Consider the following 14,049-nt stretch of genomic DNA (forward strand, 5'->3'; position numbering starts at 1 on the left):
AACATATTGAGTCGAATGAATCGGTTGTGATTCAAGGTGAGCGGCCTGATTCGATGGGGACGCGCCGCCAATGTGGACTACCGAGAACCGTGCACGCTACGACCGCAGCCGCCTGCGCTATCCGAGCGACTTGACCGACGAGGAGTGGGCGCTGATCGCGCCTCGCATCCCGCCGGCCAAGCGCGGCGGCAACAAGCGTACGGTGGACCTGCGCGAGATTGCCAACGGGCTGATGTACATCCTGAGCACAGGTTGCCAGTGGCGCGCGATCCCCAAGGACCTGCCGCCGCGCTCGACGCTGTATGGCTACTTCGATCTGTGGAGCTGGAACGGCACGCTCGATAAAATTCATCACGCCCTCTATGTCGAATGTCGCGAAAGGGCCGAGCGCGAGGCTTCTCCCACCGCCGCCATCATCGATAGCCAGAGCGTGAAAAGCGCTGAAAAAGGGGGCCTCATGATCTCCATGGCTACGACGCGGGCAAGAAGATCAAGGGCAAGAAGCGGCACATTCTCGTCGACACGCAAGGCCTCTTGATGCACGCCATCGTGCATGCGGCGGACATCCAGGATCGCGACGGCGGCGTGCTCCTGATGGCAACGTTGTTCGGCCTCTATCCCTTTCTTCTGAAGCTCTACGCCGACGGCGGATATCAAGGGCCACATTTCCAGAAGGGGCTGCGTAGCGCTCTGAAGCGCGTGAACCTCGAAATCGTCAAACGCTCCGATCAGGCTCACCGTTTCGTCGTCTTGCCCAAACGCTGGATCGTCGAGCGTACCTTTGCCTGGCTCGGGCGATGCCGAAGACTGTCCAAAGATTGGGAATGCTTCAATCACAGGGCGCTCGCCTTTCTCAAGCTGGCCTCCATCCGACTCATGCTGCGAAAGCTATGCAATCCAAGGTAATCTTTCCGGACAGACTCTAAGTAACTGCCCATCGCATTGTCAACGATGCTCTCTGCCTAAATTTCGATAGTGCTGCGCAGCAAAACGGCAAGCCACTTGCACTGTGATCGCCGATGATGATTTCATCTTCGCGTTGCACTACCGAAAGTCGTCAATGACAAAACCGTCTGTTCCCGTTGGCATCATCTGCTCGCAGTCCGGGCCCTATCAGGCTATGGGCCGCGAGATCCTCAAGAGCGCGATGATGGCGGTCGACGAGATCAACAACCAGACGGAGTTCGGCTTCTCGATTGCCCCTCATATCCGCGATCCTCGCGGCATCATCTCCGAATACCATACGGTCTGCGACGATCTCATTCGCAATGTCGGCGTCGAGCACATCATCGGCTGCTACACGTCGGCGTCGCGTAAACAAGTGCTGCCGATCGTGGAACGCACCGATCGCCTGCTCTGGTATCCTGCGCGCTATGAAGGCTTCGAGTGCTCCGACAACGTCATTTATGTCGGCGCCTCGCCCAATCACAACGTACTGCCGCTCGTCCGGGGATGTCCCGGGTTCTGTTGAATTTCTGAAGAGGTCGGCGTTGCCCACCTTGAGCCGGTAGGCTCGGGGTGCTGATTCCACAAAGGAGAGCAACGCCATGACGAGAGATATCACACCGGCTGGTTGGCCGGCGACCGGGGCTGTGGAGAAATCATTTGCGGAAGTGCGAGCGAGCTTCGATCGGTTCTGCCTTGCGGCAGGAATCGAGGCGCTCGGCACGATGATGGAGGCGGATGTGACAGCGGCCTGCGGGCCGCGCCACGGTCGTGATGCGGCGCGGCGGGCGCACCGTTGGGGCCGAACGCGGGGGCGGATCGGTTTCCACGGCGGCAAGATCGAGGTCGATCGCCCGCGGGTCCGGGGCATGGACGGCCGCGAGGTCACGATCCCGAGCTGGGAAACGGCGGCGCAGGAGGACTGGCTCGGTCGCTGGGCGATGAACCTGATGCTGATCAATGTGTCGACGCGCCGGTTCGGCCGCGCCGTCCGGCTGCCCGAGGGTGACGTGCCGGCACCGCCCGGATCGGGGATTTCGAAGTCGGCGGCCTCGCGGAGGTTCGTGGCTCTGTCGGCGGCGCGGCTGGCCGACTTCATGGCTGCCGATCTGTCCGCGCTCGACCTTCTGGTGGTCCAAATCGACGGGCTGCATCTCGACGACGATCTCGTGCTGGTGGCCGCGATCGGGGTTGACGGCGAAGGCAACAAGCATCCGCTGGCGCTGGTGGAAGGGGCGACCGAGAATGCAGCAACGGTTCAGGCCCTGCTGGACAACCTGGTCTCGCGCGGGCTCGACCCGACGGTGCCAAGACTGTTCATCGCCGACGGCGCGAAGGCGTTGTCGAAGGCGATCCGCCGCACCTTCGGTTCGGCCGCTGCGATCCAGCGCTGCCAGATCCACAAGGCGCGCAACATCATGGAACGCCTGCCGAAAGAGCATCATGCGGCCACCCGCCGGGTGCTGCGCCAGGCCTGGGAGCTCGATGACGCCGACAAGGCTGAAAAATTGATCCGCAATCTCGCGCGTCGACTCGACCAGCAATGGCCCGGCGTTGCGGCCAGTATCCTCGAAGGCCTCGACGAAATCCTGACTGTCGTCCGGTTGAAGTTGCCGAAGGAGCTTCGCCGATCGCTCGCCTGTACCAATATCGCCGAGAACATGATGGGCACCATTCGCCGCGTCACGCGCAACGTTAAACGCTGGCGGGATGCCGGTATGGCCTTGCGATGGGTCGCGGCCGGTATGATCGAGGCCAACAAGGGCTTCCGACGATTGAAGGCGCATAAGCAATTGTCGGTTCTGCGTGCGGCCCTTCAAGCTCACCACGATCGCATGACAATCAAGTCCGTTGCCCACGTCACGAGGGCTGCGTAATATTCATTCCGGCAACGTCGACCCGACGTAGTTCAACAGCGATCGGGACATCCCCCGCTCGTCCGGTACGTGCTCGACAATCTGTCACGGGAGATCTTCTGCGTCGGCTCCAACTACGTTTGGACATGGGAGACCAATCGCGTCACCCGGGAGTTGGTCAGCGCGGCAGAGGGCCACATCCTGGCCGAACGGCTGCTCGAACTCGGCGAAAGCGCCGTCGGGCACATCGTCGACGAGATCGTCCGCCGTAAGCCGCCGATCGTGTTCAACACGCTGGTCGGAAGCTCGAGCTATGACTTCATTCGCGCCTTCCACGCCGGAACCAAGGCCGCCGGGCTCGAGATTCCAATGCTGAGCTGCAGCCTGTGCGAGCCGGAACTGTCGATCGTCGGACCGGCGTCGGCCGGCTGCATCACGTCATCGGCCTATTTCGAGAGCATCCGCCTGCCGGAGAACCGCGCATTCGTTGCACGCTGGAAGGCGCGCTATGGCGACGACAGCAGCCCCTCGGTCGACGGGCAGTCCGCCTATGTCGCCGTCTATCTGCTGGCGCGCGCGTTGCAGCGCGCTGGCACATCGAGTATCGCCGAGGTGCGGCGCGCCGCGGCCGGCCATCGCTACAATTCGCCGCAAGGACCGGTCTGGATCGACGGCGGCAACAATCATTGCGTCCTTACACCGCGGCTTGCCGTTTCCAATCCGCGAGGACAGTTTGATATCTTCTGGGAAGCCGACGCGCCTGTTAAGCCTGATCCTTACCTGACGCAGCTCGACGTTGCCGTCAGCCCTTCGAGGGAGACCTCGGCGGGCGGCGCATTGCCGAACGCGCCGCATTTGCGGGTTGTAAAATGAGCAGACCGTCTTCATTTTCGCTGCGCGGGCGTAAGGCAATCGTCGCCATCAAGGACGAACGCGACGCAACCATCGTGCGACGCCAGTTCGAGCGTCTCGGGGTCGACAGCATCGCGTGGGAGCCGACAGAGGCGATCGACTTCGCGCCGGATCTGGCGTTGATCGATGACGAGTTCCTGCCTTTGACACAACCGGCACGACGCGCGTTCCTGGGACGCTGCCCGGTGATCGCCCTGCTCGGCACCGAAACGCCAAGCCGGCTGAAGCTAGTGTTCGAGCTCGATCCGGCCTCGTTCCTGGTCAAGCCGTTGCGCTCGGCCGGCATCTACGCGGCGCTCGTAATGGCAATCGAGCGAAGCGAACGCACCAACGAATTGAAGCAGCAGGTGGTCAAGCTCGAGCAGCGTCTTCGGTCGCGTCGCGTCGTGCTCGCCGCCGTTCTCCAGGTGATGCACTCGCACGCGCTCGCAGAACCAGCCGCCTTTGCGCTGATCCGCAAAGCCGCCATGGAACAACGCAAGACGATCGAAGAGCTTTCGGCGGAGATTACCGCCAAGGGCATGCTCCCGCGCGCAACCGGCTAGCTCACTTCCATACGTGTGCATTCCTCACCGCACTTCGCCTGACCTACCGGCAATGGTGAGGCGTAGGCTGATCTACGCCGAATGGCTCAAGTTTCGCGAGGACATCGTGACCGGGTTCAGAGTTTCGGAGGCGAGCTTTGAGTCCAGACTCTACAGTCTGTACAAGACCTGAGCGGAGTTCACGAGCTTGCCGGTCGAAATAGTGCCCTGCCCCGAACGAGGCGGCGTCAGGGAGAGCCTGTTTCGGCCGATGGCAGACTGATGATCCGCGGCGCGCCGACCTCGCGAGGCAATGGCGCGCCGAGCACAAGTGAGAGCCGATACGAGGCGTCGGTGAGCCGGGACGCCAGCGCCTGGAGGTCGGCCTGACGGATGCGTTCGATTGGGCCGCTCACGGTCATTGCGCCCACCAGCGCTCCGTCGTGGCCGAAAACGGCGGTGGAGAGGGAGGCCGTCACAGCGTCGTAGATTCCGGAACTGACGAAGACCTGCACGCCGCCATCCGTGCGGTCTGCCCAGCGCGCCGTCCGCAGCACTTGTCCCGTCGAGGTCAAATCGAGTGGCGCGAGATTTGTGGGCCGCGCGACGTCGCGCACGAGCTGCGGCGAATCCACCCGAAACAGACAGAGCCGGCTATCGCGTTCACGCACGTGGAACGCACTGCTCTCCAACGTCTCCTGGCTTAGCCGCTGAAGGACCGGCAGCACATGCTGTTCGAGATTGAAATTGGCCCGATAGGTGGTGCCGAGCTGGAATGTCTTTGCGCCGAGCGCGTAGCGGCCGTCGCTGAGGCGGACGACGTAGCCGGCTTCATCCAGCGACACCAGCGAGCGCATCACGGTCGGTTTCGCCAAGCCCGTGATCTTGGCGATGTCGGCCAGGCTGCGCGACCCGGCTCCAGCGAAGGTATCCAGGATCGCCAACGCCCGTTGCACGGCGGCGACCCCTTGCGTCTTGGGCATCGAAAATCCCTGTCCTGCCGATTTTCGGTTGACCTCGGCTCGTCACCGTTACACTATGCGTAACGCCGTTCCATTTTCAATGGGGTTGATATGGCCGTAGGGTTCAGGATCCTTTCCCGCAAGCGTGTTGTCGCAGGCGAATGGGTCGAACGGGCTCGCGCCCTTCCGGTCGCCAACATCAGCGATGTGATGTCGCGCATGGCCGCTGGCGGCGCCACGCTCCGGCCGATGCATGCGGCTGGCGGCATGGCCGGTCCCGCTTTGACCGTGAAGACGCGCCCCGGCGACAATCTGATGGTTCACAAAGCGCTCGACATCGCGGTTGCCGGCGACGTCATAGTGGTCGATGCGGGCGGCGACCTCAGCAACGCAATCTTCGGCGAGATGATGCTCGCGCAGGCCGCCCGGCGCGGCGTCGCCGGCATCGTTATCCATGGCGCGATCCGCGATGCCGCTGCGATCCGGGCAAACCCCCTTCCCGTTTTCGCGGCGGGTGTCACCCATCGCGGTCCGTACAAGGACGGTCCGGGCGAGATCAACGGACCGATCGCGATCGGCGGTATGGTCATCCAGTCCGGCGATTTGGTGCTGGGCGACGACGACGGCGTGCTAGCCGTCGCCATCGACGATTGCCGAGCGGTGATCGAGGCGGCCGAAGCCAAGCAGTCTGCCGAGACCAAGCAAATGGCGGCGATCGAAGCCGGTACGCTCGATCGCAGCTGGGTCGACGCCTCGCTCCGACGTCTCGGCTGCGGGATGCCAGAGGTCTAGCGATGGCCGGGCGTACGATCTCCGAGAAGATCCTCGCTCGAAAATCCGGGCAGGATGCGCACGCCGGGGACCTCGTGGTCTGCGAGGTCGATTGCGCGCTCGGCACCGACGGTTCGGTCCCGATGGCGCTCGACTATTTCAAGGCGATGGGCGGAGAGAACGTGCGCGATGCCGCCCGATTGGTCTTTGCGCTCGACCATTACGTGCCGCCGACAAGCCCGCAGACGATCGAGCTGCACCGCGTGATGCGGGACTTCGCCAGGCGGTTCAGCGTCACGCTGCATGAAGCTGGCGAAGGAATCGGTCACCAGCTCATCGTGGAGACGGGCCGCGCTCTGCCGGGTGGTCTGGTCGTCGGAGCCGACAGCCATGCCGTGACATACGGGGCACTGAATTGCTTTGCGACCGGGATCGGCTCGTCCGATCTCGCCGCGGTCATGCTGTGTGGCCGGATCTGGCTGCGCGTGCCGGATTCGATCCGCGTCGTCCTGACCGGACAACTGCCGAGCGGCGTCTATGCGAAGGATATCGCACTGGCCCTCGCGGGCATGCTCGGCGCTGACGGTGCCGCCTATCAGGCACTCGAATTCTCGGGACCGGGTGTCGCCACCCTCGCGCTGGAGGACCGCCTCGTCCTGAGCAATCTTGCGGTCGAGATGGGCGCGAAGACCGGCATCTTCCCGGCCGATGCTGAAACCGTCGCCTATCTGCAGGGCCGCACCGGCCAGGCTTTCGAACCGGTCGCAGCGGATCCGGATGCGCACTACAGCCGGACCGTGGAGATCGCGCTCGACGCCCTCACGCCGCGGATCGCGCTGCCGCATCTGGTGGATCAGGTCGTGGCGCTCGAGGATGCGGCCGGCACGCCGGTACAGATGGTCTATCTCGGCACCTGCACGGGCGGCAGGTTACGCGACTTCCATCAAGCCCTCGCCGTGCTCGAGGCGGGTGGAGGCGTCGCGCCCGGCGTGCAGCTCGTGGTCACGCCGGCATCGCGCGAGGTCCGCGACGCCATGGCGGCCGATGGCACGCTCGACGCCCTGGTCGGCTTCGGCGCCACCGTGGTCGAGCCGGGCTGCGGCTCCTGCTGCGGGACCTGCGGGGTGATCCCCGGCGACGGGGTTTCGGTGATCTCGACCGCCAACCGCAACTTCAAGGGCCGCATGGGCAACGCCAAGGCATCGATCTACCTCGCCTCCCCGGCAGCTTGCGCAGCCGCCGCGACCCGCGGTGCCGTGACCGATCCTCGCGAGGTGTCGCGATGACAGCCCTGCGAGGACGCGCGCGACTTGTCGGCGACGACGTCAACACCGACTCGATCATCAGCTCGACCCGCAAGCGGGAGAGCCTCGACCCCGCCGTTCTCAGGCAATTCCTGTTCGAGCATGTCGATCCGACCTTTGCAGCTTCTGTGCAACCGGGAGACATCCTGGTGGCGGGCAAGAATTTCGGTTGCGGCTCGGCGATGGAGGTTGCCGTCACGACCGTGCTCGGGGCCGGCATTCCGGCGGTGATGGCGCGAAGCTTCTCGCGCACCTACTACCGCAACGCGATCAACAACGGCCTGCTGCCGCTTGTCTGCGAAACCGGCGGGATTCGCGAGGGCGACATCCTGATCTCCGACGGCACCGGCGCGATCCGCAACGAACGCAGCGGCGAGACGCTCAGCCCGGAGCCGCTGCCGCCGATCATGCTGGCGATCCTGCGCGCGGGCGGCCTCGTTCCCTACATGCGTCAAAACGGTGACTTCAAGCTATGACGACCACAGACACTCCGAGCGCCATTGCTTCGACGGGATACCGTCTTCGGCTTCCCGGTCCAACCGAAGTGCCCGAGCGGGTGCGGCAGGCGATGGCTCGGGTGATGGTCAACCATCGCGGACCCGAATGCCGGACTGCAATCGGCGAGGCGGAGGAGATGATCCGCCCGATTTTAGGCACGACGAACCGCATCCTGTTCTTTGCGAGCTCCGGAACCGGCGTTATGGAGGCTGCGCTCGTCAACGTGGCCGGACCGGGCCATCGGATTCTCGTAGTCGAGCATGGTCAGTTCGGTGAGCGTTTCACCACGATCGCCAAGGCCATGAACATCACCGTCGACACGGTCGCGATCGAATGGGGCCAGGCGATCGATGTCGCCGCGGTGGAAGCCCGATTGCGCGAGCACACCTATCGCGCCGTCGTCGTCGTGCACAATGAGAGCTCGACCGGGATCGTGGCCGATCTCGCGGCGCTCGGCGCACTGGTGCGCGACCGGCCAACGCTGCTCATCGCAGACTCCGTCAGCGGTCTCGGCGGCATCGCGATGCGGCAGGACGAATGGGGCGTCGACATCGTCGTCTCGGCCTCGCAAAAGGCCTTGATGTGCCCGCCCGGCCTCGCACTTGCCAGCGTCAGCGCCAAGGCGTGGCGCGTGATCGGGCAGGACGAGCAGCGATCGGCCTTCTATTGGGATTTCCGTCGCGCGCTGAAATCCGCGGAGCAGAACGAGACCGCGTTCACGGCACCGGTGAGCCTCATCTATGGCCTGCGTGAGGCCTTGACGATGATGCACGAGGAAGGCTTCGTCAATGTGCTCGCGCGCCACAAGAAGCTCTCCGCCGCGCTGCGCGCCGGCGGCGCGGCGATCGGACTCGCAGATTTTTGCCGCGATGAGCCACGCTCGAACACGGTCGTGGTTTTCAAGGTCCCCGACGGGCTCGAAGGCGGAGCCATCGTGCGGCAGCTCTACCAGGATCACCGCACAGTGATCGCAGGCGCCCGCAACCGTCTCTCCGGCCGTGTCATCCGGTTTGGCACGATGGGTGCTTTGAGCGCGGGGACCATTCTGACCGACCTTCTGCATCTCGAGGACGCACTCACGAAGTTCGGCCTGCCGATCGAACCCGGCGCCGGGCTCAAGGCGGCCACCGAGTACCTCGCCGCAACCGCATGAGCAATCGCTGAACCCACGAGGGCGAACCACGATGAGATCTCCTGCCTCCACCCTCGCCCGAGTCGTGACGCTCGCGGCATCGCTGTTCGCGGCCGGGCTGGCCTCGGCCCAGCAGAACGTCGTGCTCTATTCGGCCAACGACGACACCGTGAACAAGCTTGTAGCCGAAGGCTTCGCCAAGGCGACCGGAATCAAGGTCGACGTGGTCTCGACCGGATCAGGTGTGCTAGTGCGCCGCGTCGCGTCCGAGGCCGCCAATCCGCAGGGCGACGTGATCTGGGGCGTCAGTGCGACGCTGCTGCGGCTGGCGAGCCCGCACCTTCAGGCTTACGCGGCGAAGGGCCGCGAAGCCGTGCCGGCGCAATTTCGCGATCCAAACGACCTTTGGCTTGGCACCAACATCCAGGTCGTCGTGATCGGCCAGAACACCAAGGCGATCGACAAGGCCAGCGGGCCCAAAGCCTGGGCAGACCTCCTCGATCCGAAATGGAAAGGCAAGCTCGCCTTTACCGACCCTGCCAATTCCGGATTCTCATATGCGGCCGCGACCACGCTTCTCTCGCTGTGGGGCGCGGACGACGCAGCCTGGACCAAGATGGACGGGCTGCTTGCGAATGCGAAGGTACTCAACCGCTCGACCCAGGTCTTCGACGGGATCGGCAGCGGCGAATATCCGCTTGGCATCACGCTCGAATATGCCGGCTTCCTGTGGGCCCATAACGGTGCGCCGGTGAGCGTCGCCTATCCGGCCGAGGGCACCTATGCGGGCGTCGAGGGCGCGGCCATCCTGAAAGGCGGACCGAACCCCGAGCCTGCCAAACGGCTGGTCGACTATCTGGCCAGCAAGGAAGTCCAGGAGATGTTGCTGAAGGCGACGTTCCGGCGCCCTGCCCGCCAGGATATCGAGCTCGAGGCAGTCGCACCGGGGATGCTGCCGTTCTCGGCGGTCAAGGTGCTGCCCTATGACGACACCAAATGGGAAGCGGCCCGTCGCGACACCCTCGCGCGGCTGAAGACCACGATCCAGAACACGCGCTGATCCGATGACCGCGATCCGGATTGAAAACCTGACCCGCACCTTCGGCGCGGTGCGGGCCGTGGACGACATCTCGCTCGACATCAAGCATGGCGAGCTGTTCACGCTGCTTGGGCCGTCAGGCTGCGGGAAGACGACGTTGCTGCGCATGATCGCAGGCTTCATCGACGTCGAATCCGGCTCCATTTCCTTCGACGAGCGGCGCATCGATGCTCTGCCCGCGCATCGCCGCGACACCGGCATGGTGTTTCAGAACTACGCGATCTTCCCGAACCACACCGTCGCCGAAAACGTGGCCTACGGGCTGAAGGCCAGGAAGGTTCCGGCTGCCGAGATCGCATCGCGCGTCGACAAGGCGCTCGAGCGGGTGCGGCTTGCAGGTTACGGTCCGCGGTCACCACACCAGCTCTCCGGCGGCCAGCTGCAACGCGTGGCAATCGCCCGCGCGCTCGTGATCGAGCCCGCCGTGCTCCTGTTCGACGAGCCGCTGTCCAACCTCGACGCGCAGTTGCGCACCGAAATGCGGATCGAGGTCCGACAGCTGCAGCAGGCGCTCGGCCTGACTGCGATCTACGTGACGCATGATCAGGAGGAGGCACTCGCCATCTCCGATCGCATCGCCGTCTTGCGTCACGGCAAGATCGAGCAAGTGGACACGCCGGAGCGCATCTATCGGATGCCGCAGACTGCCTTCGTCGCCGAATTCCTCGGCTCGACCAATATGGTGCCGGGCATCGCGGGAGCTTTCGACGGCCGTAACACTCCTGTCGCAGCAGCCGGAACGGAATTCACGGTCAGAGGCGAGGTCGCAGCGCCAGGCGCGCCGGTGTTGCTGTCGGTCAGGCCGGAGGCCCTGCAGCTGCGAGACGGTTCCGGTGGCTCGCTTGTGCATGCGCGTCTGGCGCTGCGTGAATTTCTCGGCCCGGTACAACGCCTCCACGCAACCCTGCCGGACGGCACCCAGATTCGGATTGCGGCGCTCGGCGGCCAGGCGCTCGATCTCTTGCCCGGCGCGCCGCTCACCCTTGCCTACGACCCTGCCCAGATCACGGCGTATCCGGCGCCATGAAACGCTTCGCCACCATCGTGACGCTGGCGGCGTTGGTGCTGCTCGCGGTGTTTCTGCTCTACCCGCTGGCGCTCGTCCTGGATGCAAGCTTTCGGATCGACGGCACGGGCGGCCTGACACTTGGGAACTATGCGGCGATTGTGAAGAGCCGCTACTATCTTGGCAGCATCGGCAACAGTCTGCTTTGCGCCGCGCTCGCGACGGCCTTCGCATGCGCGATCGGCATCCCGCTCGCCTTCTGTCTTGCCCGGATCGACATACCGGGCCGTGCGCTGCTGCTGACGCTTGCGTCCTTGCCGCTGGTCCTGCCCTCGTTCGTCAGCGCCTACGCCCTCGTGCTGCTGTTCGGCCATGCTGGTGTCGTCACCACCGCTCTGCGCGGGATCGGAATCCCGATCGGATCGATCTACGGCGTGCCCGGAATCGTCATCGTGTTCACGTTGACGCTCTATCCATACGTCGTCATGCCCGTGCTGGCCGGATTCCAGGCCGTCGACGCCTCGATGGAGGAGGCAGCCCGCAATCTCGGCGGCTCACGGCCCTATGTGATCCGCACCGTGCTGCTGCCCATCGTGATGCCGGCGATCCTTGCCGGCGGACTATTGGTGTTCATCGAGGCACTGGAGAATTTCGGCGTGCCAGCGGTGCTGGCTGAGGACCGGCCGTTCCTGGCCGTCGACATCTTCAAGCTGTTCGCCGGCGAATCTGATGCCAACCCGGCCGCGGCGGGCGCACTCAGCGTGCTCCTGATCGCCTGCACGGCGATCGCGCTGCTCGTTCAGCGGCACTACCTCGGCAAGCGCCGGTTTTCGACCAATGCCCGCAGCGCGCCCGCGAAGCTGCCTCTGACGCCGGGACTGCGGCTCACGGCCACGATCGTGAGTTGGGGCATTGTGATTGCCTCGCTGCTGCCGTTCGCGGCTGTGTTGATGATCTCCCTCCTGCGCTTTCGCGGCCCTGTCCTGACCTGGGAGTTCGGATTGGGCAATTACGCCACCCTATTGTCGGGCTCCTATCGGCCGCTGCTCAACACGCTGACGCTCGCCAGCATCGCGGCCGTCGTCACCATGCTGATCGGCGCTCCGATCGGCTATGTCGTGGCCCGGCACCGCTCGCGCCTGTCGGGATTGCTAGATTTCGTCGGCATGGTGCCGTTTGCGGTCTCGGGCACGATCCTGGCGATCGGGCTCATCATCGCGTTCAACAGCGGTCCCTTGATTCTGACCGGCGGCTGGCTGATCCTGGTCATCGCCTATGTCGTCCGCAAGCTCCCCTTCGCGATCCGGTCGTCCTCCGCAATCGTGCACCAGCTCGATCCCTCGCTCGAGGAAGCCTCGATCAATCTCGGTGTCTCGCCAAGCAAAACCTTCGCGACCCTGACCGTGCCGTTGATGGCCAGCGGCCTTGTCGGCGGGCTGGTGCTGGTCTGGATCACCGCGGCATCCGAGTTGAGCGCGACCATTGTGCTCTATGCGAGCGGCTGGGTCACCACGACCGTCGTGATGTACCATGCCATCGAGGGCACCGGCGCGGGTCTGGCGGCCGCCGCGGCCGCGGTGCTTATCCTCGTCACCGCAATCCCGTTGCTCCTGATCAATCGGCGCATCAACAAGCAGGAATCAACCGTGATATGACGGCAGGACAGGACGGTATGAACGAAGCAGCCCCGACGCTCCCGAATTTCCGCAGCGACAATGTCGCGCCGGTCTGTCCCGAGATTCTGCAAGCGATCGCCGAGGCCAATCGCGGCCCGGCCGCCGCCTATGGGGACGACGATTATTCGAGATTGTTGAATGCGCGCTTCTCGGAGCTGTTCGAGACCGCGGTCACCGTGTTCCCGGTCTCGACCGGTACGGCGGCCAACGCCTTGTCACTCGCGAGCTGCGCGCGGCCCTATGGCGCCATCTATTGTCACGAAGAGGCGCATATCCACACCGCGGAAGGCGGCGCGACCGAAGCCTTCACAGGCGGCGCGAAGCTCGTCGCCATGTCCGGCCGAAACTTTCGGATCGAGCCGTCGAGCCTGCGCCAGGCGCTGGGCCAGGCGGCCTGGGGAGTCCGCAATCGCTCCCAGCCCGATGCGGTGTCGATCACTCAGGCCAGCGAATATGGAACGATCTATCCCCTCGCCGAGATCGCCGACATCGGAGCAATCGCCCACGACAAGAATCTGTCGCTGCACATGGATGGCGCCCGGTTCGCCAACGCGCTCGCGCGGCTCGATTGCAGCCCGGCCGACATGACCTGGCGCGCTGGCGTCGACATCCTGTCCTTCGGGGCGACGAAGAACGGGGCGATGTCGGCGGATGCGATCGTGGTCTTCGACCAGGATCTCGTCGAATCCCTGTCCTATCGGCTTCGCCGCGCTGGCCAGACCTCGTCGAAGATGCGCTTCGCGTCGGCACAGCTGCTCGCCTACGTCGAGGATCGCCTTTATCTGCGGCTCGCGGCGAAGGCCAATGCCGTGGCCGCGCGTCTTGGAGCGGGTCTCGCTGCGCTACCCGACGTTCAGCTCATTGCGCCAGTGGAAGCCAATCTGGTTTTCATCAACCTGCCCGCTTTGGCCATCAACCGTCTTGCAGCGAGCGGGCTGCAATTCGCGCGACGGGGCCAGGACGTAATCCGGTTCGTGGCTCGCTTTGACAGCACCGAACAGGAAGCCGACGAGGTCATCGCGCTCGTCCATCGCGCGATTGCAGGAGGCTGAGAGCGATCATTCCTTAGCCGATCATTCTGCAGATAGTTGCCCCGCCCACCGTCACCCACGCGTCTACAGCCTTCCAAATTTTCGATTGCAGCTCCTGCGCAACAAGAGCATCGCTTGGCAAGCGGCACACGCTCAACCAACTGCCACGCCCGTTAGGGCGCGTGATGTCTGGCCGGTAGAGCCTGCCGAAACGCTTCTTCAAATAACCGGCCCATCTTTCTAGTAGAGCGATGGTCTCGGGACTGCGCACGATGACCAGCCTGCGCGCACCTCGCGAACAGCATCGAACACCTTAGGAGTATCGCGAACGGG

At 64.3% G+C, this 14,049-nt stretch carries 13 protein-coding genes and 1 pseudogene; 13 read left to right on the top strand and 1 reads right to left on the bottom strand.

What is annotated here, in order from left to right:
- Positions 1-70: 70 nt before the first annotated feature.
- The 5 genes and pseudogenes from HAP41_RS33070 (at position 71) to HAP41_RS33090 (ending at position 4,258) form a co-directional block, all read left to right on the top strand.
- Positions 71-906, top strand: a pseudogene (locus tag HAP41_RS33070) (IS5 family transposase).
- Between the two features lie 103 nt (positions 907-1,009).
- Positions 1,010-1,471: a transporter substrate-binding protein gene (locus HAP41_RS33075; RefSeq protein ID WP_224580682.1), complete on the top strand. Its 462-nt coding sequence runs from the start codon at positions 1,010-1,012 to the stop codon at positions 1,469-1,471.
- A 76-nt stretch (positions 1,472-1,547) separates the two neighbouring features.
- A complete protein-coding gene (locus tag HAP41_RS33080) occupies positions 1,548-2,822 on the top strand; it encodes an IS256 family transposase (protein WP_166064748.1) in 1,275 nt (424 codons plus the stop codon).
- 69 nt (positions 2,823-2,891) lie between these two features.
- Positions 2,892-3,674, top strand: coding sequence for a transporter substrate-binding protein (locus HAP41_RS33085; protein WP_224580681.1), 783 nt, complete (start codon positions 2,892-2,894; stop codon positions 3,672-3,674).
- A complete protein-coding gene (locus tag HAP41_RS33090) occupies positions 3,671-4,258 on the top strand; it encodes an ANTAR domain-containing response regulator (protein ID WP_028151206.1) in 588 nt (195 codons plus the stop codon). The genes HAP41_RS33085 and HAP41_RS33090 overlap by 4 nt, the downstream gene beginning before the upstream one ends.
- 227 nt (positions 4,259-4,485) lie before the next feature.
- Here HAP41_RS33090 and HAP41_RS33095 read toward each other — a convergent pair whose 3' ends face one another.
- Positions 4,486-5,220 (bottom strand): IclR family transcriptional regulator, encoded by a 735-nt coding sequence (locus HAP41_RS33095; RefSeq protein ID WP_049807412.1) that lies wholly within the window; start codon positions 5,218-5,220, stop codon positions 4,486-4,488.
- A gap of 90 nt (positions 5,221-5,310) precedes the next feature.
- On the opposite strand from HAP41_RS33095, the gene HAP41_RS33100 reads away from it, so the two are divergent.
- The 8 genes from HAP41_RS33100 to HAP41_RS33135 all read left to right on the top strand — a co-directional run bounded on the left by HAP41_RS33100 (position 5,311) and on the right by HAP41_RS33135 (position 13,737).
- Positions 5,311-5,991, top strand: a complete 681-nt coding sequence (locus tag HAP41_RS33100; protein WP_166090855.1) for an RraA family protein — start codon at positions 5,311-5,313, stop codon at positions 5,989-5,991.
- Positions 5,992-5,993: 2 nt separating this feature from the next.
- Complete coding sequence (locus HAP41_RS33105) at positions 5,994-7,256, top strand: 3-isopropylmalate dehydratase large subunit (RefSeq protein ID WP_166090851.1); 1,263 nt, start codon at positions 5,994-5,996, stop codon at positions 7,254-7,256.
- Positions 7,253-7,750: a LeuD/DmdB family oxidoreductase small subunit gene (locus HAP41_RS33110; protein ID WP_085404246.1), complete on the top strand. Its 498-nt coding sequence runs from the start codon at positions 7,253-7,255 to the stop codon at positions 7,748-7,750. The genes HAP41_RS33105 and HAP41_RS33110 overlap by 4 nt, the downstream gene beginning before the upstream one ends.
- 104 nt (positions 7,751-7,854) lie before the next feature.
- On the top strand, positions 7,855-8,925 hold the full coding sequence (locus tag HAP41_RS33115; RefSeq protein WP_248577131.1) for a pyridoxal-phosphate-dependent aminotransferase family protein: 1,071 nt from the start codon (positions 7,855-7,857) through the stop codon (positions 8,923-8,925).
- A 31-nt stretch (positions 8,926-8,956) separates the two neighbouring features.
- Positions 8,957-9,964: an extracellular solute-binding protein gene (locus HAP41_RS33120; RefSeq protein WP_166090820.1), complete on the top strand. Its 1,008-nt coding sequence runs from the start codon at positions 8,957-8,959 to the stop codon at positions 9,962-9,964.
- A 4-nt stretch (positions 9,965-9,968) separates the two neighbouring features.
- Complete coding sequence (locus tag HAP41_RS33125) at positions 9,969-11,030, top strand: ABC transporter ATP-binding protein (RefSeq protein WP_166090817.1); 1,062 nt, start codon at positions 9,969-9,971, stop codon at positions 11,028-11,030.
- Positions 11,027-12,664, top strand: coding sequence for an ABC transporter permease (locus tag HAP41_RS33130; RefSeq protein ID WP_085404243.1), 1,638 nt, complete (start codon positions 11,027-11,029; stop codon positions 12,662-12,664). Before HAP41_RS33125 ends, HAP41_RS33130 begins: the two co-directional genes overlap by 4 nt.
- A gap of 17 nt (positions 12,665-12,681) precedes the next feature.
- Positions 12,682-13,737: a threonine aldolase family protein gene (locus tag HAP41_RS33135; RefSeq protein ID WP_166090815.1), complete on the top strand. Its 1,056-nt coding sequence runs from the start codon at positions 12,682-12,684 to the stop codon at positions 13,735-13,737.
- Positions 13,738-14,049: the final 312 nt, after the last annotated feature.

Source organism: Bradyrhizobium barranii subsp. apii, assembly GCF_011516635.5.
GTDB lineage: Bacteria > Pseudomonadota > Alphaproteobacteria > Rhizobiales > Xanthobacteraceae > Bradyrhizobium > Bradyrhizobium barranii.

Excerpts from the sequence above, each read along its gene's own strand:
- HAP41_RS33080 (WP_166064748.1), top strand. The coding sequence starts at position 1,548 with ATGACGAGAGATATCACACCGGCTGGTTGGCCGGCGACCGGGGCTGTG.
- HAP41_RS33090 (WP_028151206.1), top strand. The coding sequence starts at position 3,671 with ATGAGCAGACCGTCTTCATTTTCGCTGCGCGGGCGTAAGGCAATCGTC.
- HAP41_RS33095 (WP_049807412.1), bottom strand. The coding sequence starts at position 5,220 with ATGCCCAAGACGCAAGGGGTCGCCGCCGTGCAACGGGCGTTGGCGATC.
- HAP41_RS33100 (WP_166090855.1), top strand. The coding sequence starts at position 5,311 with ATGGCCGTAGGGTTCAGGATCCTTTCCCGCAAGCGTGTTGTCGCAGGC.
- HAP41_RS33105 (WP_166090851.1), top strand. The coding sequence starts at position 5,994 with ATGGCCGGGCGTACGATCTCCGAGAAGATCCTCGCTCGAAAATCCGGG.
- HAP41_RS33110 (WP_085404246.1), top strand. The coding sequence starts at position 7,253 with ATGACAGCCCTGCGAGGACGCGCGCGACTTGTCGGCGACGACGTCAAC.
- HAP41_RS33115 (WP_248577131.1), top strand. The coding sequence starts at position 7,855 with ATGGTCAACCATCGCGGACCCGAATGCCGGACTGCAATCGGCGAGGCG.
- HAP41_RS33120 (WP_166090820.1), top strand. The coding sequence starts at position 8,957 with ATGAGATCTCCTGCCTCCACCCTCGCCCGAGTCGTGACGCTCGCGGCA.
- HAP41_RS33125 (WP_166090817.1), top strand. The coding sequence starts at position 9,969 with ATGACCGCGATCCGGATTGAAAACCTGACCCGCACCTTCGGCGCGGTG.
- HAP41_RS33130 (WP_085404243.1), top strand. The coding sequence starts at position 11,027 with ATGAAACGCTTCGCCACCATCGTGACGCTGGCGGCGTTGGTGCTGCTC.
- HAP41_RS33135 (WP_166090815.1), top strand. The coding sequence starts at position 12,682 with ATGAACGAAGCAGCCCCGACGCTCCCGAATTTCCGCAGCGACAATGTC.